This is a genomic window from Amycolatopsis sp., from assembly GCF_035546795.1.
Taxonomy (GTDB): Bacteria; Actinomycetota; Actinomycetes; order Mycobacteriales; family Pseudonocardiaceae; genus Amycolatopsis_E.
On the sequence record NZ_DASZWC010000003.1, the window covers coordinates 47,071 to 69,308 of the forward strand.

The following is a 22,238-nucleotide window of genomic DNA, read 5'->3' on the forward strand; positions in this document are numbered from 1 at the left end:
ATGCCGGTCGAATTCATCAGTGCCGTCAACGCCAACCGCGCCTCCGACACCAACCCCGGAGCCACCGGGCTCGACGTCGAGTACCTACGCCACTACGCGCACGTGCTCGACGACGGCGGCTTCGACTACACCCTCGTCGCCTACCACTCGTCCTGGGCCGACGCGACACAGCTGGCGCAGTTCGTCGTCGGCAACACCGAGCGCATCAAGCCGATGCTCGCGCACCGGCCGGGCGTGGTGTTCCCGACCCACGCCGCCCGCACACTGGCCACTTTGGACCAGATCGCCCGCGGCAGGCTGGCCGTGCACATCATCTCCGGCGGCAACGACCCGGAGCAGCACCGCGAGGGCGACTACCTCACCAAGACCGAGCGCTACGAACGCTCCGACGAGTACATCCGCATCCTGCGCCGCGCGTGGCACGAGCCGGAAGCCTTCTCGCAGGAGGGAAAGTACTACCGGTTCGAGGGCTTCCGGTCCGACGTGCGGCCCTACCAGGACACGATCCCGGTCTCGGTCGGCGGTTCCTCGGCCGAGGCCTACCGGGTGGGCGGGCAGCAGGGCGACATCTTCGGGCTGTGGGGTGAGCCGCTCGCCGAGACCGCGCAGCAGATCGCGTCGGTACACGCGATCGCGGACGCGGCCGGGCGCCCGCGGCCGCGGATCTGGGTGTCGTTCCGGCCGATCGTCGCCGCCACCGACGAGCTCGCCTGGGAGAAGGCGCACCGCACGCTGGCCAAGGTGAGTGAAACGCACCAGGCACGGGCCGCGGCGTCGCACTACCCTGCCAAGGGGCAGGGGCGTCCGGCGAACGTCGGCTCGCAGCGTTTACTCGAGGTGGCAAGCAAAGGCGAGCTGCACGACCGTGCACTGTGGACACCGCTGGTGACCGCGACCAACGCGGCAGGCAGCTCCACCGCGCTCGTGGGCAGCTACGAAACGGTCGCCAAGGCGCTGCTGGACTACGTGGACATCGGGTGCGAGCTGCTGTCCATCCGCGGTTACGACCCGCTCAACGACGCGATCGACTACGCCCGGTACGTGGTTCCGCTGGTGCGCCAGGAACTCGCGAACCGCAAGGAGCCCGTCCATGCGTAGGCTCGCCGCCCTGCTGGCGGGTCTGGTGCTGCTGACCGGATGCGCCACGAGCGGTGCTTCCGGTGGCACCACGATCGTCCTCGGCGACCAGCAGGGCACGCTGCAGACGCTCGCGAACGCCAGCCATGCCTTCGACGGCACCGGCTACACCGTGAAATGGGCCGAGTTCCGCAGCGGCGCCACCCTGTTCCAGGCGATGGGCGCCGGCCAGGTCGACGCCGCCTGGGCCGCCGACCTCACCACCCTGCAAGCGCTTTCCGGTGGCCTGCGAGCGAAGTTCGTCGGCGCGATCCAGGGCGACGGGTCGAGCAGCTCCCTGATGGTGCGGGGGAACTCGCCGATCCGCACCGTCGCCGACCTCAAGGGCAAGGACGTCGTGGTGTCCTCGGCCCGTGGCGGCATAGCCGAGTACCTGCTCGCGAAGGTGTTGCAGGACAACGGGTTGAGCTACAACGACGTGCACGTGCGCTACCTCGCCTTCGCCGACGCGCAGGCCGCGTTCGCTTCCGGGCAGATCGACGCGTGGGCGACCAACGGCATCTACGCCGAAACGGCGAAAAGCCAAGGCGGACGGGTGCTGGCCGACGGACGCGACGGGCGCACCAGCGGCCTCATGCTCGTCTCCGCGTTGCCCGCCTCCCTCGACGACCAGACGAAGAAGACCGCGCTCGGCGACGTGCTCACGCGCCTCGGCGCCGCGTACCACTGGGCCGGGGCGCATCAGGCGGAGTACACCGCGTTCTACGCAGCCGCGAACAAGATCCCCGAGGCCACCGCGTCCGTGGTGGTGAGCCAGGGACAGGGCACCGTCGGCCCGGTGACCCCGGCGGTGACGAGCACCGTCCAGTCGGTCGACGACCTCATGACCGCCATCGGCGTGCTCCCCAAACCCGTCACGGTGGCGCCGCTCGTGGACGCGGCCGTCTATCCAGCCCAGTGAAGGAGAATCCCATGGCTGTCGAGTTCGTCGGCATGATCGGCGCGAGTTACTACAGCGAAACGGCCCGGCCGGAGGGGCCCGCGGTCGACCTGGGCTACCTCAAGAGGTTCGCCCGCGCCTACGACGAAGGCGGCTTCGACTGGACCCTCGTGCCCTACGCGTCGGCCTCGCCCGAAGCGACACAACTGGCCGCTGCCGTGCTGAGCCGGACCGAACGGCTCAAGGTCATGCTCGCGCACCGGCCGGGCGTGGTGTTCCCGACCAACGCGGCCCGCCTGTTCGCCACGCTCGACCAGCTGTCCGAGGGGCGGCTGGGCATCCACTTCCTGGCCGGCGGCAACGACACCGAACAGCGGCGCGAGGGTGACTACCTCGCGAAGGACGACCGGTACGCGCGGGCGGGGGAGTACATCCGCATCCTGCGGCGCGCGTGGGCGAGTTCCGAGCCGTTCGACCACGACGGCACCTACTACCGGTTCGAGAACTACGCCTCGTCGGTGCTGCCGGTGAACCGCGGCCTGACCGTGTCCGTCGGCGGGTCCTCCGAAGCGGCGTACAAACTCGGCGGTGAGGAAGGGGACGTGTTCGGCCTGTGGGGCGAGCCGCTCGCCGAAACCGCGCAGCAGATCGCGTCGGTCAACGCCTACGCGGACGCCGTCGGCCGCCCGCATCCGAGGATCTGGGTGTCGTTCCGGCCGATCACCGCCGCCACCGACGAGCTCGCGTGGGAGCGGGCCGGGCGGATCCTGGGCGGGATCAAGGACAACTACGTCGCCAAGTCGGTCAACCCGGCCGCGCCGCAGAACGTCGGCTCGCAGCGCCTGCTCGACGTGGCCGCGAAAGGTGAGCGCCACGACCGTGCACTGTGGACACCCACGGCGGCCGCGACCTCCGGCGCCGGCAGCTCGACAGCGCTGGTGGGCAGCTACGAGACGGTCGCGAAGGCGCTGCTGGACTACGTGGACATCGGTTGTGAACTGTTGTCGATCCGCGGGTACGACCCGCTCAACGATGCGGTCGACCTCGCCCGGTACGTGCTTCCCTTGGTACGTCAGGAACTCGCCCACCGCCGCGAGCCCGTTCATGCGTGACGCGTCGGCGCGCCTCGCCGAACGACTGCCCGCGGACCGGCTGCTGCTGGACGAAGAAAGTCTCCGCGGCCACCGGCACGACCGCTCCGGCTGGGAGCCCGCGGGCTTGCCGTCCGCGGTGGTCGTGCCGCGCAGCACGGCCGAGGTGCGGACGGTGCTCGAAATCGCCGGCGAAACCGGCACCCCCGTGGTCGTGCGCGGTGCCGGCACCGGGCTGTCCGGCGCCGCCACGGCGACCGACGGGGAACTGGTGCTCTCCACCGCGGCGCTCAACGCCATCACGGAGCTGTCCGCCGCCGACCAGCTCGCGGTCGTGCAGCCCGGCGTGGTGACCGCGGAGCTGGACCGAGCGGCCGGGGCGCACGGCCTGCGTTACCCGCCCGACCCCGCCAGCGTCGAGATCTCCACCGTCGGCGGCAACATCGCCACCAACGCGGGCGGACTGCGCTGCGCGAAGTACGGCGTCACCCGTGATTCGGTGCTGGGCCTGGAAGTCGTGCTGGCCGACGGGCGCGTGGTGCGGACCGGGCGGCGCACGGTCAAGGGTGTCACCGGCTACGACCTCACCGGGTTGTTCGTCGGTTCGGAGGGCACCCTCGGCGTCGTTACGTCCGCGGTCGTGCGGCTCCGCCCGGCGCCCGAAGCGACCGCGACCATCGCGGCTTTCTTCGACACGGTGGAGAAGGCGGCCGCGGCTGCGGCGAATCTCCGGGTGCAGCCCGCCATTGCCGAACTCCTCGACGCAGCGGCGCTCGAGGCCGTCGACGCCGCCCAGGGCACGTCGTTCCGCGCACGCGGAAACGCATTCCTGCTCGTGCAGACCGACGGTCACGGCGCGGCGGCGGAAGCGGAACTCGTGCGCGCGACCCTGGCCCGGTACGCCACCGATGTCGAGGTCACCACCGACCCCGCCGTCGCCGGAGAACTACTCACCGCGCGCCGTCTTGCCCTGCCGTCACTGGAAAAGCAGGGCCGCGTGCTCATCGAGGACATCGCCGTCCCGCGGTCACGCCTGGCCGAAGCCGTCGCCGCGATCACCGGGATCACCCGCCAGCACGGAGTCACCGCGGCGACCCTCGCCCACGCCGGTGACGGGAACCTGCATCCGATCTTCGTGATCGACCGCGGTGCGGCCGAGATTCCCGGGCCGGTGTGGGCAGCCGCCGGTGAGGTGTTCGCGACCGCGCTGCGCCTCGGTGGAACCCTCACCGGTGAACACGGCGTCGGCATCCTCAAACGGAAGTGGCTTGGCGACGAACTCGGCCCGGACACGCTGGCCCTGCAGCGGTCGGTCAAGCAGCTGTTCGATCCCCAGGGCATCCTCAACCCCGGCAAGGCGATCTGACGCACTTCAAAGTGCCTTTTGTAAGCCGCCCGTTACTCACCCATGATGGTGTTACGCACCGCTGGTGGGGTGAGGGAGGAAGATGGTTGAGGTAACGCCGCCCGAGGGATCGCAGGTCGTCATCGAGATGTGGTCTGATCTGGGCTGCCCGTGGTGCTACGTGGCGAAGCACCGGCTTCGGGCCGCGATCGCGCAGCGTCCGGACGCGGATCGGTTCAAGATCGTGATCCGGTCCTTCCAGCTGGACCCGCGCGCACCGCGAAAGCCGGAGAAGAACGAGCAGGCCTTCATCCGTGCCCACGGCGGCACCGCCGCCCAGGTCTTCCAGGCTGAGCGCCAGATGCAGGCCATCGCACGCGAGGAGGGGCTCGAGTTCTCGTTGGATCGCTTGCACGCCAACACGTTCGATCTGCACCGCGTGGTGCGGTACGCCAACGACGATGGCCGCGGGTTCGAGTTCTTCTCCAACGTCCAGGACGGCTTCTTCGCCGGCGCCCTCAACCCCTACGTGCCGGACGCCCTCGAAGGCGTCGCGGAGGCAGTCGGGCTGAGCGGGCACCGAGTCCGCGAGATCCTCGCGAGCAACGAGTACGCCGACCGTGTGCGCGCCGACCGGGCCGAGGGCCTGGAGCTGGGCGCGACCGGGGTCCCGTTTGTTGTCTTCGACCGCCGGGTGGCTGCCCCGGGCGCCCAGAAGGTCCCTGGCTACGGCCGGCTGCTGGAGCACGTGGCCGGGCCCGTGCCGAGTGAGCGTGTGTCATGAGCGCGGGCGAGCTGCGGATCGTGGCGGCCCCGGCCGACGACACCGCCGAAGAGGCGACCGGCGATGTGCCCGAGGCTACGGAGCGATGAGCGCCACCGACGGGTCAGCCTGCCGACGCGCTGACCGGGAGCTTGCCTCGGCCCACTCCGGTCCGTTCGCTGGCGGCCCGGTTGCCGGCGATTTCAGTGTGGTGGGCGGCGGCCCAACCAGCCATCGCCATCACCGCCTCCAGCAGGGACCGGCCCAGATCCGTCAGCTCGTACTCCACTCGCGGCGGGATCTCGGGATACGCGGTCCGCGTGATCAGTCCGTCGCGCTCGAGGCGTTTGAGCGTCTGGGTCAGCATCCGCTGGGAGATCCCGGGGATGCTCGCCTGTAGGTCGGAGTAGCGCAGCGGGCCGGTGCTCAGGGTGCTGATCGTCAGCACCGTCCACTTGTCGCCGATGCGGTCGAGCACCTCACGGATGAACGCGCTCTCTTCGGGCCATGCCTGGCACGGCCCGCTGATCCTCCTCGGTGTCGCCATCTCGTCCGCCTCCCGCTCGCTTCCACCACAGCATACGGGCCTGTCAGTCTGTTACCACACCAGCGGTAAGTATCAGTAACGTCAAGGAAAGGAAACTCAGCATGCCCACCATCGCCATCGTCGGAGCCGGGCCCGGTCTCGGCCTGTCCATCGCCAAGGCCTTCGGGGACAACGGATTCTCCGCCGCGCTCGTCTCCCGCACCCAGGAGAAGCTCGACACCCTCGCCGCCGAGCTGAAGGAGGCCGGGATCGAGGCCGCCGGCTTCACCGCCGACGTCATGGACCCGGCCTCGGTCGCCGCCGCCTTCGACCGGATCAAGGAGCGCTTCGGCGCCGTGGACGTCCTGGAGTACTCGCCCGCCCCGCACAACCCCGTCCCCGGCCTGAGCAGCCCGGCCCCGCTGGAGGCGAGCAGGGCCAACATCCAGCCGCAGATCGACTACTACCTCTACGGCGGGATCGCGGCCACCGAGCAGGTGCTGCCCGCCATGGTCGAGCGCGACAGCGGCACCATCCTCTACAGCACCGGCGGTAGTTCCATGGACCCGCTCGCCGGGCCCGCCGATTTCACCGCGACCGCCATCGGCAGCGGCGCGCTGCGCACCTACGCGCTGAAGCTGCACCAGGCGACGGCGGACACCGGCGTGTACATCGCGCACATCCCGATCTTCGCGTGGATCGGCGCCGGCGGGCCCGAGACCCAGCCCGACACCATCGCCCAGCACTACTGGACCGCCTACACCACGCGCGACGGAGCCGAGCAGCCCTACGTCGCCCTGTGACAGGACGGAGCACCGCTACCGGCGCGGTCCTCGCCGCGACGGCGCCGGGGTCCAGCCGAGCTGCGGCGCGACGGTGTTCGCCAGGTCGGTGAGCAGCCGGATGTTCTCCGCGAGGCCGAACGCCGGTGGCAGGAACAGCACGATCTCGTCGGCCGCCGCCAGGCCGGGGTCCGCCAGCACGGCTTCGGTGACTTCGCCGGGGGCGCCGTGGAAGACCGGGCTGATGCGGGTTCCCGCGGGGAGATCCGCTGTCACGACGGGATCCAGCGCACCCTTCGGGCGAGAGGCTTGCATGCCCTCGGTACGCCGCTGGTGGTCGTAGGCGGCGTAAACCTCCCGCAGCTCGGCGGTGGTGCCGGGCAGGATCGAGGCCGCCACGGCGACCGGAGGTGGCTCTGTGCCGTGCTTTTCACGCCAGGCGGTGCGGTAGGCGTCGACGATGCGGGCCTGGTATTCGCCGAAGGTCTCGTGCTCGGCGAGGTCGTGCAGGACGGTGCCGGTGATCAGGCCGATGCCGAGTTCGGCGGCCCGCAACGCCGAGCCGAGGCTTGCCGCGCCTTGCCGCAGTCGTCGCCGCAGGCCCGGGCTGTGCGGTGTGACCTTGAGTTCGGTACCCACCGGTGCGCCCTGGCCGGGGCCGTCGACGAGGTGCAACGTCTCCCCGGCGACGGCGGCCAGGAACCGTTGCTGCCGTTGCTGCGCCTCGGTTCGCGCGTCGGTTCCGACGGTGCCGAAGACCACGTCGAAAGCGGCGTTGGCGCCGGTGGCGACGGCCAGTTCGAGCCGGTGGCCCACGAGCAGATCCGTGGTGCCGGCGGCCTCGGCGAGCAGGATCGGTTCCTGGTACCGCATCGGCAGCACCGCCGTGCCGAGCGTGATGCGGTGCGTGTGCTGCCCGACGGCGGCGAGGAACGGCAGCGGCGACGAGAGGTAGTGGTCGAAATGGCGCTGGTACACCCAGCCGGACTGGTAGCCCAGCGCTTCGGCGGATTTGAACAGTTCGACACCGTCCCGCATCCCGTGTTCCGGGCCCGCGTCGTCGTCGAACGAGACCCGCGTGTTGAAGCCGAGCCGCTGTTTGGTCCTGAAGCTCATCGAACTCCTCCGGCGCGGGCGGGAATCGAGTCGAGCAGGGCACGGGTGTAGTCCTGCCGCGGGTCGTCGAAGATCGCACCGACCGGGCCGCTCTCCACGATCCGGCCCCGGTGCATCACCGAGACGGTGTGCGCCAACTGCCGCACGAGCGCGAGGTCGTGTGAGACGAAGACGTAGGTCAGGCCGAGTTCGGCCTGCAGCGACAGCAGCACTTCGACGATGCCGGCCTGCACGCTGACGTCGAGCGCCGAGGTCGGTTCGTCGAGCACCAGCACGTCCGGCCGCAGTACCAGCGACCGGGCGATCGCGACCCGTTGCCGTTGGCCGCCGGAGAGCGCGGCGGGTTTGCGGGAGAGCAGGTCTTCCGCCAGCCCGACGGAGTCGAGCACTTCGCGCACACGCGCCGTTCGCTCGGCGCGGGTTCCGATGCGGTACTGGTCGAGCGGTTCGCGGACCAGGCGCTCGACCTTCCACGTCGGATCGAGTGAGGTGAAAGGGTTCTGGTAGACCAGTTGCAGTTGTCTACGGATCGACCGCAGTGCCGTGTGCGAGCGGCCGGACACTTCCTCGCCCGCCACCGTGATGGTTCCGCTGCCGGGTTGCTCCAGCCCGAGCAGCAGCCGGATGGCTGTCGTCTTCCCCGAACCGGATTCGCCGACCAGCGCGTGGGTGGTGCCCGCCGCCACGGTGAACGACGCGTTGTCGACGGCGGTCAGTGAGCGGCCTTCGACGGTGAACGCTTTCGTCACACCGCGCAGCTCGATCTTGGGTAGCTCTCCCGAATCCGCTCTGCCGGTGTCGCGCAGGTGCCGGTAGCGGTCGGGGTTGAGCGCCGGCACGTCCTCGTGCAGCCGTCGCGTGTAGTCCGACGCCGGTGCGGAGAACACCGTCGCGGTGTCGCCGGCCTCCTGCACCGCACCGTCCTTGAGCACGACCAAGGAGTCCGCGCGTTCCGCGGCGATCGCCAGGTCGTGGGTGATCAGCACCAGGCTGATGTCCAGTTCCCGTTGCAGCCTCGACAAAAGGTCCAGGATGAGTTTCTGGATGGTGACGTCCAGCGCCGAGGTCGGTTCGTCGGCGACGATCAGCTCCGGCCGTGGTAGCACGGTCAGTCCGATGAGGACACGTTGCAACATGCCGCCGGAAAGCTGGTGCGGGTAGGAGTCGTAGACGCGCTGCGGGTCTTCCAGTCCCACCTGCGCGAAGGTCTCCAGGATGAGTTCCTTGCGCCGCAAGGAGCCCGGTTCGTCCAGCAGCGCGGCGGCCTCCTGCGCCTGCGCCCCGATCTTCCGCACGGCGTTGAATGCGTTGCCCGGATCCTGTGGCACGAAACCGATGCCGCGGCCGCGCAGTGGCCGGAAACGCCGTTCGGGCAGCGGAAGGATGTCCTGGCCCTGGAACTCGACCCGGCCGGTGGCGCGACCGATTCCCGGTGGCAGCAGGCGGAGTACCGCGCGGGCGATGGTCGATTTGCCGGAGCCCGACTCGCCGATGAGTGCGAGGGTCTCACCCCGCCGGAGGCCGAAACTCACGTCGTGGACGACTTCGTTCGTGCCGTAGGCCACCGAGAGGTGCTCGACCCGCAGCAAAGCACGCGCGTCACTGGCCTGGCCGGCGGGCGTCTCGGCCCGGTCGAGCGTCAGTCGGTCTTGCGGAGCCATCGGCTGATCCTGTTCACGGAGAGGACGGTGGCGATCGTGACGAGCGCGGGCGCGTAGACCAGCCAGGGCGCGAGCGGGAAGTTCTTGCCTGTCGAGATGAGCTGACCCCAGTCCGAGGCCGGTGGCGGGTCGCCATACCCGAGGAACGCGAGCGCCGCGATCAGCAGGATCGACAGTCCGAACTGGAGCACCGCGAGCGCGAGCACCGAGCGGGACGCGTTGGGCAGCACGTGGCGCGCGAGGATGTGCCAGCGGGAGCCGCCCTGGAGGTAGGAGGCTTCGACGAAGACCGCGCGCCGGGTCTTCAGCACCTCCGCTCTCATCACGCGGGCGAAGACCGCCACCGCGGAGACACCGGTGGCGATCGCCGCGTTGATGGTCTCGAAGCCGAGTGCGCTCACCACGACGATGGCGAGCAGGAAGGGCGGGATCGCCAGCAGTACATCCACCAGCCGGGAGAACACGGTGTCGACCCAGCGGCCCACGAACCCCGCGGCGAGGCCCATCAGGCCGCCGATCACGACGCCGATCCCCACCGCGACCAGTGCGCTCGACACCGAGGACGCCGTGCCGTGCACGACCCGGCTGAACAGATCACGGCCGAGGTTGTCGGTGCCGAACCAATGGGCCGCGCCGGGCGGGAGGAACTTCTGCGCCGGGACGCCGTTGACCGGATCCTGGCTGGTGAACAGGCCGGGCACGACCGACCACGACAGCACGATCAGCACGACCGCGAAGGAAAGCACGACGGTGGGCGGGATCCGGGCGCCGGACCAGCGGCGGGCAGCGGGTCGCGCGGACGAGACGGCGGAGACTGTCATGACACCGCCGCCTCCGCCCTGCCACGCCGGGCCGGTCGCCCGCCCCCGAGCCGCACGCGGGGATCGAGCAGCGGGTACACCAGGTCCGCGATCAGGTTCACCAGCACGAAAACCACGGCCGCGAGCGAGACGATCGCTTGCAGCACCGGAAGATCCTGCGTTGTCGCGGAGACCTCCACGAGACTTCCGATGCCGGTGCGGCCGAACACCGTCTCGGTGATGACGGCGCCTCCGAGCAGTTCGCCGACGGTGAGCGCGAGGACGGTCACCACCGGCAGCGACGACGGCTTGAGCAGATGGCGCAGGAACAACCGGCCCTGGCCGAGGCCACGGGAACGGGCGACCGACGCGTAGTCCTGCCGCGCCTCGTGGTCGAGATTGGTGATGAGCACCTCGGCCACCTGCGCGGAAACCGGGATGCCCAGCGCGATCGCGGCGAAGAACGTCGCCGCCCCGCCTTCGGAGTCGATCACCCGGAACAGCCCGAGTCCGAAGGCGAACAGATTGATGAGCAGCAGGCCGATCACGAAGTTGGGCACCGACAGGAACAGCGACGGGAAGGCCCGCAGCACGCCCTGTCCGTAGCGCCTCGGCACGTACTGCGTGCCGAACCCGATCGCCAGCGCCAGAACCAGCGCGACTCCCAGCGCCGACGCCGCAAGCACGAGCGTCGACGGGAGCACCTCGCCGATCATCCGGCTCACCGGCAGGTTGGTACGAAGCGAGACGCCGAGGTCGCCGGTCACGAAGCGGGACAACGACTCCCACAGCTGCACGTACACCGGCCGGTCCAGTCCGTAGTAGGAGACGAGGCGGGTGATCTGCTCCTCGGTGAACCCGTTCTGCGGGTTGCGCAGCGTGCTCGTCACCGGATCGCCCGGCAGCACGCTGATCACGAGGAAGGTGAACACGTACGCCAGCAGGATCACGATGACCGCTTGCAGGACGCGCCGCAGCGCGTAGGTCGGGTAGTCGCGGTTCACGTCGGTGCCTCAGCCGAGCCAGGCGGTGTAGTAGTCGGCATAGGCGAGACCGTTGTAGGACACGCCCTTCAGCTTCGGCGACTGCAGGTAGATCCGCTGGACGATCTGCGTGAGCGGAACGAAATACCCTTGCTGGAGCACGTAACCCTGCAGTTCGTCGAGGACCTTGGCACGGTCGTTCACGGTGCTGGCACTGGCCACGCTGTTGCCGAGCTGGACGAGCCGCTGATCGCTCTGGCCGAGGCCGAACCAGTTCTCGCCCTTGTTCGCGTCGGTGAGCACCCCGGCCACCGTGCCGGCGTCGATGAAGCTGCGGGTGACCTCGTAGGCGGGCACGGTCGGGCTCGCGACCTTGACGCGGGTGGTGTAGCTGACCACGTCGAACGCCTGCAGAGTCACCTTGAAGCCGATCTTGCCGAGCTGCTGGGCGACGAGCTCGTCGACCGACTTGGAGGTCGCGAGGTACGGGTTCGGGTACAGCGTCAGTTCCAGTTGCCTGCCGTTCTTGGCGCGGACACCGTCGGCACCCTTCACCCAGCCCGCCTCGTCGAGGAGGCGGTTCGCTTCCGCGGCGTCGTAGGCGAAGTCCGCGCTGTGGTCGGTCGCGCCGGGAACGTTGCTCTGGATGAAGGATTTCGCCGGAAGCCAGTCCGGGGTGTAGACGGTCGAGATGATCTGGGCCCGGTCGATCCCGTGCTGCAGGGCCTGGCGCACCTTGAGGTCGTCGAACGGCGCGGCCTTGGTGTTGACCGCGAAACCGTTGACGAAACCCAGGTAGCGTGGGGTCGCGGTGGTGTAGCCCTGGTCCTTGAACGACGCGAGTTCCTGCGGCGACGGGTTGTAGGCGACGTCGGCCTGGCCGGACTGGACGGCCGCGGTGCGCAGCGACGGCTCGGCGACGATCTTGTAGGTGATCGAGTCCAGATAGGCGGCGCCCTGGTGGTTCAGCGCCGCCGGGCCCCAGTTGTAGTCGGCGCGTTTCTTGAGCACGACGCTGTCGCCCTCCTTCCAGGACTCGACGACGAACGGGCCGCTGCCGATGTCCTTGGCGAGGTCGGCCTGTTCGCCGGCGGGCAGCGCGAGCGACTTCGGCGAGACGAGGATCGAGCCGTGGTACCCCAGCGTCGGGATGAAACCCAGCGTCGGGGCCTTGAACGACACCTTGACCGTGTTCGCGTCCACCGCCTGCGCGTGGTCGTAGGTCTTCGGGAACAGGCCGATCGGGTTGATGCCCCGTGCCGGATCGCCCTTCGCCCAGATGTCGAGGTTCGCGACGACCGCGGCCGCGTCGAGCGGGGTCCCGTCGGAGAATGTGACGCCCTGCTTCAGGTGCAGGGTGAACTCCGTTGCCGTGGCGTTCTGGTCCCAGCTCTGGGCGACCCACGGGCTGACCGCGCCGTTCTCGTCGACGTAGACCAGCTTGTCGGTGATCTGGCCCCAGATATGCCCCTGGAAGCTGGAAATGGAGCTGTTGTTGGGAATCCAGGTGTCGCCGAGCGAATCGATGAGGAAGGTGATGTCGCCACCGGCCTTGGGCGCGCCGGAACCGTCCGAAGAGTTCGCCCCGCCGGGCGCGCACGCGGCGAGCGCGATCACGGTGACGAGGCCTGCGATCGTCCGGAATAGGCGGCGCGCCGCGCGGGAAGTCTGCACGGCAGGAATCTAGGAGCGGGATCATGGCGCGGTCCAAGACGAGTTCGGGATCGAAACCCATCGAGGAGTCTGATGGACGATCCGGTCGGTCTCGGCCTTGGCGCACTTAACATCGGGCGGGTGAGCCGCACGCAGGAGACCAGCGCGCACTGGGGAACCTACCGGGTCGAGGCGTCCGCCGACGGCCGCGAGATCGTCGCCGCGCACAGCGACGACCCCGATGCCGCACCCGCGATCGGCAACGTCGCCGGCGCGCACCGGCATCGTTCCCGGGTGGCGCGCCCGAGCGTTCGCCGCCGCTGGCTCGAAAACGGGCCGGGCCCGGACACCGGGCGCGGTGCGCCGGCAGGGGAGTACGTCGAGGTCGGCTGGGACACCGCGCTCGATCTCGCGTCGCGTGAGCTGGAGCGGATCCGTTCCAGCGCGGGGAATCAGGCGATTTTCGGCGGCTCCTACGGCTGGGGCAGCGCGGGCAGGCTGCACCACGCGCAGAGCCAGCTGCACCGGTTCCTCAACACCCTCGGCGGCTACACCCGGTCCGTCAACGACTACAGCCGCGGCGCCAGCATGGTGCTGCTCCCACACCTGATCGGCGCGCCGGCGATGCTCGGCCTGCGGTACAAACCGGTGTCCTGGCACGACATCGCCGAGCACACGGACCTGCTCGTCAGTTTCGGTGGGCTGCGCCGCTCGAACACGTGGGTGGTGCCCGGTGGACACGCGCGGCACGTCGGGTCCGGGCTGGCGCGGAAGATGGGCCGCAGCACCGAAGTCGTGTCGGTTTCGGCCCAGCGGGACGACGCGTTCGCCGAGGTGGGCGCCGAATGGGTCGGCGTGATGCCGGCGACCGACACCGCCGTACTGCTCGCGCTCATCCATGTCCTCGTGGTCGACGGTCTCAGCGATGAGGAATTCCTCGCGAAGTACACCGTCGGGGCCGAAGCGGTCCGGCGGTACGTACTCGGTGAGACGGACGGGATCGCCAAGACCCCCGAGTGGGCCGAACGGATCAGCCGGACTCCGGCGGAGGTGATCCGCGGGCTCGCGCACCGGATGGCGGCAGGCCGTACGCTCGTCAACATCGTGTATTCGTTGCAGCGCGGGGAACGCGGTGAGCAGCCCGTCTTCGCGGGGCTCACGCTCGCCGCCTTTCTCGGCCAGATCGGCCTTCCCGGCGGCGGCTTCTCGCACGGTTTCGGGTCGATGGGGGATTACGGCGTCGGTGTCGCGGGCGCGCGGCTGCCGACCTTCCCGCAGGGCGCCAATCCGGTTCCGGACTACATCCCCTGCGCCCGGATCAGCGACCTGCTCCTGCACCCCGGCGAGGAAATCCCTTACAACGGAACACATTTGCGGCTTCCCGAGACGAAGCTGGCCTACTGGGCGGGCGGTAACCCGTTCCACCACCACCAGGATCTGCGACGGCTCCGGCAGGCTCTGTCCCGTTTGGACACCTTCGTCGTGCACGAGACACACTGGACGCCGACCGCCCGGCACGCCGACATCGTGCTGCCCGTCGCGGGCACACTGGAGCGTGACGACCTGGCGGCGGGCGCGGGTGACAGCCGTCTGCGGGCATCACCCCGCGCCGTCGCGCCGTTCGGTGAAGCCCGCGAGGAGCTGTGGATCTACACGCAATTGGCGCGGCGGCTGGGGGAGGATTTCGCCGAGGGCCTGGATTCGCGGCAGTGGCTCGAGCGGATCTACGAGCAGTGGCGGGCCCAGCCCGACGCGCCGCCCGCCCCGCCGTTCGCGAAGTTCTGGCGTGACGGTGGCGTACCGCTACCGCAGAACCCATACCAGGACACGGTTTTCGCGGCGTTCCGCGCTGATCCCGTGGCCCATCCGCTGGAGACACCCAGTGGCCGGATCGAGCTTTTCTCGGAGACGTTGGCGGGCTTCGGCCTGCCGGACTTCGCGGGGCACGCGGAATGGCGGGAACCGGCGCAGTGGTGGGGCGCGCCGCTCGCGCGGGAGTTCGGCCTCCACCTGCTGTGCAACCAGCCCTCGCATCGGTTGCACAGCCAGCTGGACATGGGCGCCGCCAGCCAGTCGACCAAGGTCGCCGGCCGGGAACCGCTCCGGCTGCACCCCGCCGACGCCGCGGCGCGCGGTCTCACCGACGGCGACGTCGCGCTCGTGCGCAGCGCGCAGGGGAGCCTGCTCGCGGGCGTGGTCGTCACCGACGCGCTCCTGCCCGGTGTGGCGCAGATGCACACCGGCGCCTGGTTCGACCCGAGCGCGCCGGAGATCGCGGATTGCGTGCACGGCAACGTGAACGTGCTCACCCGCGACGTCGGTACTTCCACACTGACCCAGGCCACGAGCGGCGCGCACGTGCTGGTTGCCGTCGCGAAGTACGACGGGCCCTTGCCGCCGGTGCGCGCACACGAACCGCCGGCCCTCTCGACCTGAACTCAGACCTCCAGCACACGCCTGCCCGCGGCGGCCAGCGCCGCGTCCTCCTGCGGCGGGTGGACACGGACGCAGAGGACGTCGCGCAAGTGGCGCTCGAGTGAGTTGCGGCGGGACAGCCCGGGGTTCCCGAGCGCGGCGACCGCCGTCTGCACGGCTGCCACGGCGGCGCGGGCGATGGCCACCTTGATCACCGACAACTGGGGGAGCACAGCCGTATCACCGGCCTCGATACGCAGGAGTACGCCGTGCAGCAAGGTTTCCGCCTGGGCGATTTGAAGATCGATCTCGCCGGCGACGGACTGGATCCGTTCGGTCGCGGCGATGGGCTTCCCGAGCGCGGCGGGTACCCGCGCCCGCGCGAACTCCGCGAACGCCCGCCGGGCCGCCCTGGCTACGCCGACGTAGAGCGCCGGATGGCCGAAGCTGCCCGGACCGGCCATGGCCGCGGGGTCCCGGTAGACGCCGTCCGTTCCCCGCGGGATCTCGACGAACGCGTCTTCGGGAAGCTCGACACCTTCGTAGACGACATCGTGCGTGTTCGAGGCGCGCAGCCCGAGATGGTCCCACGTGTCGACCCAGGTGATGCCCGGCAGGTCCCCGGGCACGATCGCGTGCCCGACGCGCGGCGCGGCGGGGTCGCCGCCCGGCTCGTCGGCGACCACCCACACCGAGTGGTAGGCGAGCGCGGTTCCTCCGGTGGCGTAAGACTTGTGGCCGTCCAGCAGCCAGCCGGACCGGGTGCGCCTGAGCCTCGTCTTCGGCAGGCCGCCGCGTGCCGGGGCGCCCAGCTCGGGTTCGGCGCGGATCGCGTTGACCGGTGCGGGTCCTTCGGCGGAGCGGCGCAGCACGTCGTGGTAGAACTTTGCCGGCCAATGCCCGTTCGCGGCCTGGGCGCTGTGTGCTGCCAGGGTGTTCGCCGCTATCAACGCCACCGAAGGATCGCCCTCGCCGAGCGCGGTGAGGATGCGGGCCGTCTCGCCGGGCCCCGATCCCCGGCCGCCGTACTGCCTGCCGACGGTCGCGGTGAGCAGGCCGGCGCGATGAGCGATCGCCAGCCCGCGGACCGGCACGTCCCCGGTGCGGTCGTACTCCGGCGCTGTCTCCGCGATCTCGGCCGCGACCGTGGCGAGCGCTTCATCCGTCAGGTCCGGAACGGGCAGGCGGGACACTGGCGCGGTACTCGTCACGCGGTGCCCGCCGTCGCGTAACGCCCGTAGTCTTCGGCGTAGTTGCCGAGATGGTCCGCCTGCAGAGTGCCCCGCCGACCGGTCGCCTCACGATGAGCGAGTTCCTGGCGCACCAACGGAAGCACGGAGCGGCCGTAGTCGACGGCGTCCGCAAGCGTGTCGTAGCCGCGGATGCTGACCAGATCCGCGCCGCGGTCGACGTAATCGAGGATCGCGGCGGCCACCGTTTCGGGAGACCCGACGAGAGCCGTGGACGCCCCGGCCCCGTTGGTGACGGCAGCGGTCCGGGTCCACAGTGCGCGGTCGTACAACTCGGCCTTCTCCGCGAAGGCCAGCGCCCGCTGCGAGCCCACGTTCTGGGGCGCACCCGTTTGGTGACGCTGCTTGCCGTAGGCGGACCGGCCGAACGTGTCGGCGATCTTGGCGACGTACTCGTGCGCCTTCCGCCAGGCCAGTTCGTCGGTCTTCGCGATGATCGGGCGGAAGGTCACCCAGATACGGGGCAGCGTGGCGCGCCCGGCGGAGCGGGCGATCGCGTGTACCCGCTCGATTTCGCCGTGCAGGTCGTCCAGCGGTTCGCCCCAGAAGCTGAACACGTCGGCCTTTTCACCGCCGACCCGGAACGCTTCGTCCGACTGGCCGCCGATGGAGACCGGGATGGGGGAGTCATAGGGCGCGAACCCGGGACCGAAGCCGTCGAACTTGTAGAACTCGCCGTCGTGGCTGAACGGTTCCGGTTCGGTCCACGCCCGGCGGAGCAGATCGATGTACTCCGAAGTGCGGGCGTACCGGCGGTCCTTGGGGAGGTAGTCGCCGTGCCGCGCCTGTTCGGCGTCGCTGCTGCCGGAGATCAGGTGCACGACCGCCCTGCCTTCGGTCAGCTGGTCCAGTGTCGCGAGCTTCTGGGCGCCCACCAAGGGATGCGTCGTGTTGGGCCGGAGTGCGACGATCGGTTTGATCCGTTCGGTGAGCTGGCCGACCGCGGACGCCACGACGAACGAGTCCGCGCTGCCGGACCCGTAGGGCAGCAGGGTGTAGTCGAACCCGCCGTCCTCCAGCGCCCGTACGTACGTGCGGAAGTACTTCAGGTCGATGCCCCTGGTCGGGACCGGGTTCAGCTCCGTCGACGGGTTGAGGTGCGACAGGCTGATGAACTCGACCTTGCCGGACGCGGTCGCGGGGATCTTCTGGTCGAACACGGGTGCGCTGGTCACGATCCGACCGTAGGACGCGATCTTCGGCGCCGTCCAAGACAAGTGCGTGATGAATATCGATAAGCCCGCGTTACCGGTCCGTCAGGCTCCCCGCGCGGCGTCGGCCGCGGGCGGGACGAGCTGGAGATGCGGTCGTTGTGAGAAGAACTCGACACCGGCGCGGAGCGCGGTCTGCTCCACGTCGGCGGCCAGCCCGCGCCGCACGACCATCCGCAGGTGGGTCGTGCCCGCGCCGGGCAGATCGGAGCGGACGCTCAACTCGGCCGGCCGTCCACCCGCGCTCGGCAGCAGCGCTACGCCGAGACCCGCCCGGACACCGGCGAGGACGCCTTCGAGCGTCGTGGACTGCGCGCTGACGGACACGTGATGCCCTTCTCCGGAGAGGACGGTGAGCGCCCGCTCGCGCAGGCCGCACGGTTCCTCGAACGCGATCAGCGGCCAGGTCTCCCCGGGTGCGGGGGGAGTCCAGCCGTGCGCCGCGTACCAGACCAGCGGCAGTTTCCCGACCAGGCGCCCGGCGCCCTGACCGCTGGGGTCGAGCACGAAGGCGAAATCGACCGCGCCCTTGCCGACGGCGTCGGTGAGCCGGGTGGACCGGCCGATCTCGAACCGCGTGGTGTAGTCGGGGAACGCGCCCTGCAGTGCCTTGATCATCTCCGGCAGGATCTGTTCGGCGCTGTGCTCGGTGGAGCCGACGACGATCGTCCGGTCGCGCTCGGCATCGAGCCGGCGCAACGACGCGTCGTGGACCTCGATGATCCGCCGCGCCTCGGCCAGCACCCGCTCACCCTCGTGCGTGAAGCGCATGTTGCGCCCTTCGCGCTCGAAGAGCTTGCGCTTGAGGCCGCGTTCGAGCAGCCGTACGTGCTGGCTCAACGCGGGCTGGCTGATGTGACGCACGGCGGCGGCCTTGCTGAACCCGCCGCACTCGGCGATCGCGATCAGCGTGCGCAAGTGTTCCAGGTCGAGCGAGTTCGTCATGATTCGATTAGAGCATTGGCCGTGGGGGCCGACCGCTATCTGGGACGGGGCCGATCGACCCTTGCGCGGCACCCGTCAGGGTCGGTCAGCTCAGGAACCTGTCGGCGGTGATCGGCAGGTCCCGGATTCTGCGCCCGGTCGCGTGGTAGGCGGCGTTGGCGATGGCGGCGGCCGCGCCGACGATGCCGATTTCCCCGATTCCCTTGGTGCCCAGCGGGTTGACATACGGGTCGTGCTCGTCGAGCCAGCACACGTCGAGCTCGTCGACATCGGCGTTGGTGGCGATGTGGTACTCGGCGAAATCGTGGTTGACCACGTGGCCGAAGCGTTCGTCCAGCGTGCTGTGCTCGTGCAGCGCCATCGACAGCCCCATCGTCATCCCGCCGAGGAACTGCGAGCGGGCGGTGCGGGGGTTGATGATCCGGCCTGCCGCGAACACGCCGAGCAACCGGGGAACCCGGATTTCCCCTGTCTCGGCGTGGACCCGGGCCTCCGCGAACTGGGCACCGAACGCGCGCATGGCGAAGCGGTCGGTGTTCGGGTTGCCGGGCAGCGAACCGTCGGCCTCGTCGCCCGGATCCGGGTCGGCGCCGTACTTGTCGCGGAAGGCGCGTGCCGTTTCGGCGATGGTGGAACCCCACGAGTTGATACCCGACGAGCCGCCGGCCACCGAGGCGGAGGGCAGTGCGCTGTCACCGATCGCGAGGTCGATCCGGCCGACGTCGACCTCGAGCGCGTCCGCGGCGATCTGGCTCAGCGCCGTCCACGTGCCGGTGCCGATGTCGGCGGCCCCGATCTCGACCCGGTAGCGCCCGTCGCCGCCGTAGCGAACGGTGGCGGCGTTGCCGGGCATGCTGTGCGTGGGGTAGGTGGAGGCGGCCACCCCGGTCCCGGTCAGCCACCCGTCTGCCAGCCGCGTGCCCGGTCGCGGATCGCGTTCCGCCCAGCCGAACCGGCGCGCGCCTTCGCGGAGGCACTGCACCAAATGCCTGCTGGAGAACGGTTTGCCGGACTCGGGATCGACGGTCGGCTCATTGCGGGCACGCAGTTCGATCGGGTCCAGGCCGCAGGCGGCCGCGAGTTCGTCCATCGCGACTTCCAGCGCGAACATGCCGGGACATTCCCCCGGCGCCCGCATCCACGATGGCACCGGCACGTCCAGCGCGGCCAGCCGATGGCTGGTGCGACGATGCGGCGCGGCGTACATGCTGCGGCTCGGGATCGCCGTCTGCTCGGCGAACTCCTTGATCTTCGAGGTTTGTTCCACGACGTCGACGCTCATCGCGGACAGCCGCCCGTACTCGTCCGCGCCGAGCCGGATCCGCTGGATCGTGGGCGTGCGATAGCCGACGAGCGAGAACATCTGTTGCCGGGTCAACGCCAGTTTGACCGGGCGGTCCGCGACGATCCGGGCCGCCATCGCCGCGAGCACCAGGTGGGCATGGGCGGTGCCCTTGGCGCCGAAGCCGCCGCCGACGTGCGGCGCGATCACCCGGATGCGGCCCGGATCCAGGCCGAGCACCGGGGCAATGGCCGCACGGACCGCGTGCGTGCCCTGCGTCGAGTCGTAAAGCGTGAGCTCGTCGCCCCGCCACACCGCGACAGTGGTGTGCGGCTCCATCGGATTGTTGTGTTCCATCGGTGTCGTGTACGTCTGATCGACCGTCACGTCCGCCTCGGACAACGCCGACTCCACGTCGCCTTCCGCCGTGTCGGTGGGAAACGTGGGGTTGACCTGCTCCGGCGCGTAGAGGTCGGCGCGGTCCGCCCGGAGTGCCACGTCGTGTGGTGCTTCGTCGTAGCGCACCCGCACCAGGCTTTGCGCGTGCCTCGCGATCTCGGACGTTTCGGCGATCACGGCGCCGATCAGCTGGCCGCGGAAGGCGATTTCCGGGGACTGCAGGATCGCCAGCTCACCGTCCTCAGTGGACGCCAGGCGCGGCGCGTTTTCGGGTGTCAGCACGGCGATGACCCCGTCCTCGGCTTCGGCCGCGCTCGTGTCCAGCTCGACGATCCGGCCGCGGGCGACGCTCGCCTGGACCGGGTGGACGTAGGCCGGGCCGGTCACCGGCTGCTCGAAGGCGTAGCGGGCGGTACCGGTCACCTTGGCCGGTCCGTCCAGGCGCGCCAGCGGCTCGCCGATGGCGTGGGCGGGCAGCACCTCGGTCATGACAGCTCCCGCAACGTGGTGATCAACGCGCCGCGGGCCATCGGGATCTTGAAAGCGTTGTCCCGCAACGGCTCGGCCGCTGCCAGCTCCGCGTCGGCGGCACGCCGGAAGGTTTCGTCGGTCGCCTGCGCGCCCCGCAGCACGTCCTCGGCGCGGTAGGCACGCCACGGTTTGTGGGCCAGCCCGCCGAAGGCAACCCGGGCATCACGCACCGTGCCCTCGTGCACCTCGAGGACAACGGCAACGGACACCAACGCGAACGCGTACGACGCGCGATCCCGGATCTTGCGATAACGAGACCGTGCGCCCGGCGGCAACTGCGGCAGGTCGACGGCGGTGATCAACTCGGCGTGTTCCAGTACCGTGTCACGCTGCGGCTCCGAGCCGGGCAGCCGGTGCAGGTCGGCGAGCGGGATAGCGCGCTCCCCATCCGGGCCACGGACCTGCACGGTCGCGTCGAGCGCGGCGAGTGCGACGGCCATGTCGGAGGGGTGGACGGCCACGCAGTGTGCGGAGGCGCCCAAAATCGCGTGGAAGCGGGTATAGCCGTCGATGGCGGAGCAGCCCGAGCCGGGCTCCCGCTTGTTGCATGGCGTGGTGACGTCCTGGAAGTACACACACCTGGTGCGCTGCAACAGGTTCCCGCCAGTGGTCGCCAGATTGCGTAGCTGTCCCGAAGCGCCCGAGAGCAACGCCTGCGCCAACACCGGATAGCGGCGCCGGATCAGCGGGTCGGCGGCGAGGTCACTGTTCCGCACCGTCGCGCCGATCCGGACGCGCCCGCCGGGCAGCGGCTCGACGCGGTCCAGCGGCAGCTTGCTGACGTCGACGAGCAGATCGGGACTGGTGATGCCGAGCTTGAGGTGGTCGACCAGATTGGTTCCGCCACCGAGGAAAGCCGCGTGCGGATGCCGGTCGATCATGGCCACGGCGCTGTCGACGTCCGCGGCGCGCCGGTAGTCGAACGGTTTCATGACGAGACCTCGGCGATGGCGTCCACGATGCCGGCGTACGCCCCGCAGCGGCACAGGTTTCCGCTCATCCGCTCCCGGATCTCCTTGCGGTCCAGCACAACCTCGCCCGCGAGGTCCTCGGTGACCGCGCTGGGCCATCCTTCGGCGGCCTCTTCGAGCATGCCGACGGCCGAGCAGATCTGGCCGGGAGTGCAGTAGCCGCACTGGAAACCGTCGTGGTCGATGAACGCCTGCTGCACGGGATGCAGGTTCGCCTCGTCACCGAGCCCGGCGGCGGTGGTGATTTCGGCGCCGTCCTCCGCCACCGCCAGTGTCAGGCAGGTCGTCGCGCGGCGACCGTCGAGCAGCACGGTGCAGGAGCCGCATTGCCCGTGGTCGCAGCCCTTCTTCGGCGCCATCACCCCCAGCCGCTCACGCAAGGCGTCCAGCAGTGTCGTCCGGGTGTCGACCGTGACGTGGTGCACGCGGCCATCGACCCGCAGTGTGATCTCGGCTTCCACCGAAACCGGCTTCCCCTTCCGGGACGAGTCGAAACC

The 22,238-nt window shown here is 69.9% G+C and carries 19 protein-coding genes; 7 read left to right on the forward strand and 12 right to left on the reverse strand.

All coding sequences use genetic code 11. The annotated features are described in order from the left end of the window. The 5 genes from VHD82_RS03745 (at position 1) to VHD82_RS03765 (ending at position 5,237) form a co-directional block, all read left to right on the forward strand. The gene (locus VHD82_RS03745; RefSeq protein ID WP_325696990.1) at positions 1 to 1,098 is read left to right on the forward strand and encodes an LLM class flavin-dependent oxidoreductase; all 1,098 of its coding nucleotides are present in this window, start codon (positions 1 to 3) and stop codon (positions 1,096 to 1,098) included. Beyond that, on the forward strand, positions 1,091 to 2,038 hold the full coding sequence (locus VHD82_RS03750) for an ABC transporter substrate-binding protein (protein ID WP_325696992.1): 948 nt from the start codon (positions 1,091 to 1,093) through the stop codon (positions 2,036 to 2,038). Before VHD82_RS03745 ends, VHD82_RS03750 begins: the two co-directional genes overlap by 8 nt. Positions 2,039 to 2,049: 11 nt before the next feature. Beyond that, complete coding sequence (locus VHD82_RS03755; protein WP_325696993.1) at positions 2,050 to 3,129, forward strand: LLM class flavin-dependent oxidoreductase; 1,080 nt, start codon at positions 2,050 to 2,052, stop codon at positions 3,127 to 3,129. Further along, entirely contained in the window at positions 3,122 to 4,474 is a 1,353-nt protein-coding gene (locus VHD82_RS03760; RefSeq protein ID WP_325696995.1) for an FAD-binding oxidoreductase, read from the forward strand. The genes VHD82_RS03755 and VHD82_RS03760 overlap by 8 nt, the downstream gene beginning before the upstream one ends. An 82-nt stretch (positions 4,475 to 4,556) precedes the next feature. Next, positions 4,557 to 5,237 (forward strand): DsbA family oxidoreductase, encoded by a 681-nt coding sequence (locus VHD82_RS03765; protein ID WP_325696996.1) that lies wholly within the window; start codon positions 4,557 to 4,559, stop codon positions 5,235 to 5,237. Positions 5,238 to 5,340: 103 nt separating this feature from the next. Here the strand turns inward: VHD82_RS03765 and VHD82_RS03770 are convergent, their stop codons facing one another. Beyond that, positions 5,341 to 5,763: a helix-turn-helix domain-containing protein gene (locus VHD82_RS03770; protein ID WP_325696997.1), complete on the reverse strand. Its 423-nt coding sequence runs from the start codon at positions 5,761 to 5,763 to the stop codon at positions 5,341 to 5,343. Positions 5,764 to 5,864: 101 nt separating this feature from the next. Here VHD82_RS03770 and VHD82_RS03775 point away from each other — a divergent pair, with 101 nt between their 5' ends. Beyond that, positions 5,865 to 6,545, forward strand: a complete 681-nt coding sequence (locus VHD82_RS03775) for an SDR family NAD(P)-dependent oxidoreductase (protein WP_325696998.1) — start codon at positions 5,865 to 5,867, stop codon at positions 6,543 to 6,545. Between the two features lie 15 nt (positions 6,546 to 6,560). Here the strand turns inward: VHD82_RS03775 and VHD82_RS03780 are convergent, their stop codons facing one another. The 5 genes from VHD82_RS03780 to VHD82_RS03800 are packed head-to-tail and all read right to left on the reverse strand — an operon-like array spanning position 6,561 to position 12,758. Beyond that, entirely contained in the window at positions 6,561 to 7,640 is a 1,080-nt protein-coding gene (locus tag VHD82_RS03780; protein WP_325696999.1) for an LLM class flavin-dependent oxidoreductase, read from the reverse strand. Continuing rightward, a complete protein-coding gene (locus VHD82_RS03785; protein WP_325697000.1) occupies positions 7,637 to 9,301 on the reverse strand; it encodes an ABC transporter ATP-binding protein in 1,665 nt (554 codons plus the stop codon). Before VHD82_RS03785 ends, VHD82_RS03780 begins: the two co-directional genes overlap by 4 nt. Next, the gene (locus tag VHD82_RS03790) at positions 9,280 to 10,122 is read right to left on the reverse strand and encodes an ABC transporter permease (RefSeq protein WP_325697001.1); all 843 of its coding nucleotides are present in this window, start codon (positions 10,120 to 10,122) and stop codon (positions 9,280 to 9,282) included. Before VHD82_RS03790 ends, VHD82_RS03785 begins: the two co-directional genes overlap by 22 nt. After that, positions 10,119 to 11,105, reverse strand: a complete 987-nt coding sequence (locus tag VHD82_RS03795) for an ABC transporter permease (RefSeq protein ID WP_325697002.1) — start codon at positions 11,103 to 11,105, stop codon at positions 10,119 to 10,121. Before VHD82_RS03795 ends, VHD82_RS03790 begins: the two co-directional genes overlap by 4 nt. Before the next feature lie 9 nt (positions 11,106 to 11,114). Further along, positions 11,115 to 12,758: an ABC transporter substrate-binding protein gene (locus tag VHD82_RS03800; RefSeq protein WP_325697003.1), complete on the reverse strand. Its 1,644-nt coding sequence runs from the start codon at positions 12,756 to 12,758 to the stop codon at positions 11,115 to 11,117. 120 nt (positions 12,759 to 12,878) lie between these two features. On the opposite strand from VHD82_RS03800, the gene VHD82_RS03805 reads away from it, so the two are divergent. Further along, on the forward strand, positions 12,879 to 15,173 hold the full coding sequence (locus VHD82_RS03805) for a molybdopterin-dependent oxidoreductase (RefSeq protein WP_325697004.1): 2,295 nt from the start codon (positions 12,879 to 12,881) through the stop codon (positions 15,171 to 15,173). Between the two features lie 2 nt (positions 15,174 to 15,175). Here VHD82_RS03805 and VHD82_RS03810 read toward each other — a convergent pair whose 3' ends face one another. From VHD82_RS03810 to VHD82_RS03835, 6 genes are all read right to left on the reverse strand, one after another. Beyond that, positions 15,176 to 16,363, reverse strand: coding sequence for an acyl-CoA dehydrogenase family protein (locus tag VHD82_RS03810; protein ID WP_325697005.1), 1,188 nt, complete (start codon positions 16,361 to 16,363; stop codon positions 15,176 to 15,178). Further along, positions 16,360 to 17,577, reverse strand: a complete 1,218-nt coding sequence (locus VHD82_RS03815) for an LLM class flavin-dependent oxidoreductase (protein ID WP_325697007.1) — start codon at positions 17,575 to 17,577, stop codon at positions 16,360 to 16,362. Before VHD82_RS03815 ends, VHD82_RS03810 begins: the two co-directional genes overlap by 4 nt. An 81-nt stretch (positions 17,578 to 17,658) precedes the next feature. Then, positions 17,659 to 18,558, reverse strand: coding sequence for a LysR family transcriptional regulator (locus VHD82_RS03820; protein ID WP_325697009.1), 900 nt, complete (start codon positions 18,556 to 18,558; stop codon positions 17,659 to 17,661). 85 nt (positions 18,559 to 18,643) lie between these two features. Next, positions 18,644 to 20,728, reverse strand: a complete 2,085-nt coding sequence (locus VHD82_RS03825; protein ID WP_325697011.1) for a xanthine dehydrogenase family protein molybdopterin-binding subunit — start codon at positions 20,726 to 20,728, stop codon at positions 18,644 to 18,646. After that, positions 20,725 to 21,702: a xanthine dehydrogenase family protein subunit M gene (locus VHD82_RS03830; RefSeq protein WP_325697013.1), complete on the reverse strand. Its 978-nt coding sequence runs from the start codon at positions 21,700 to 21,702 to the stop codon at positions 20,725 to 20,727. Before VHD82_RS03830 ends, VHD82_RS03825 begins: the two co-directional genes overlap by 4 nt. Continuing rightward, entirely contained in the window at positions 21,699 to 22,202 is a 504-nt protein-coding gene (locus VHD82_RS03835) for a 2Fe-2S iron-sulfur cluster-binding protein (protein WP_325697016.1), read from the reverse strand. The genes VHD82_RS03830 and VHD82_RS03835 overlap by 4 nt, the downstream gene beginning before the upstream one ends. Between the last annotated feature and the right edge of the window lie 36 nt (positions 22,203 to 22,238).

Coding starts and splice junctions, on each gene's coding strand:
- VHD82_RS03745 (WP_325696990.1), top strand. CDS start 1: ATGCCGGTCGAATTCATCAGTGCCGTCAACGCCAACCGCGCCTCCGAC.
- VHD82_RS03750 (WP_325696992.1), top strand. CDS start 1,091: ATGCGTAGGCTCGCCGCCCTGCTGGCGGGTCTGGTGCTGCTGACCGGA.
- VHD82_RS03755 (WP_325696993.1), top strand. CDS start 2,050: ATGGCTGTCGAGTTCGTCGGCATGATCGGCGCGAGTTACTACAGCGAA.
- VHD82_RS03760 (WP_325696995.1), top strand. CDS start 3,122: ATGCGTGACGCGTCGGCGCGCCTCGCCGAACGACTGCCCGCGGACCGG.
- VHD82_RS03765 (WP_325696996.1), top strand. CDS start 4,557: ATGGTTGAGGTAACGCCGCCCGAGGGATCGCAGGTCGTCATCGAGATG.
- VHD82_RS03770 (WP_325696997.1), bottom strand. CDS start 5,763: ATGGCGACACCGAGGAGGATCAGCGGGCCGTGCCAGGCATGGCCCGAA.
- VHD82_RS03775 (WP_325696998.1), top strand. CDS start 5,865: ATGCCCACCATCGCCATCGTCGGAGCCGGGCCCGGTCTCGGCCTGTCC.
- VHD82_RS03780 (WP_325696999.1), bottom strand. CDS start 7,640: ATGAGCTTCAGGACCAAACAGCGGCTCGGCTTCAACACGCGGGTCTCG.
- VHD82_RS03785 (WP_325697000.1), bottom strand. CDS start 9,301: ATGGCTCCGCAAGACCGACTGACGCTCGACCGGGCCGAGACGCCCGCC.
- VHD82_RS03790 (WP_325697001.1), bottom strand. CDS start 10,122: ATGACAGTCTCCGCCGTCTCGTCCGCGCGACCCGCTGCCCGCCGCTGG.
- VHD82_RS03820 (WP_325697009.1), bottom strand. CDS start 18,558: ATGACGAACTCGCTCGACCTGGAACACTTGCGCACGCTGATCGCGATC.
- VHD82_RS03825 (WP_325697011.1), bottom strand. CDS start 20,728: ATGACCGAGGTGCTGCCCGCCCACGCCATCGGCGAGCCGCTGGCGCGC.
- VHD82_RS03830 (WP_325697013.1), bottom strand. CDS start 21,702: ATGAAACCGTTCGACTACCGGCGCGCCGCGGACGTCGACAGCGCCGTG.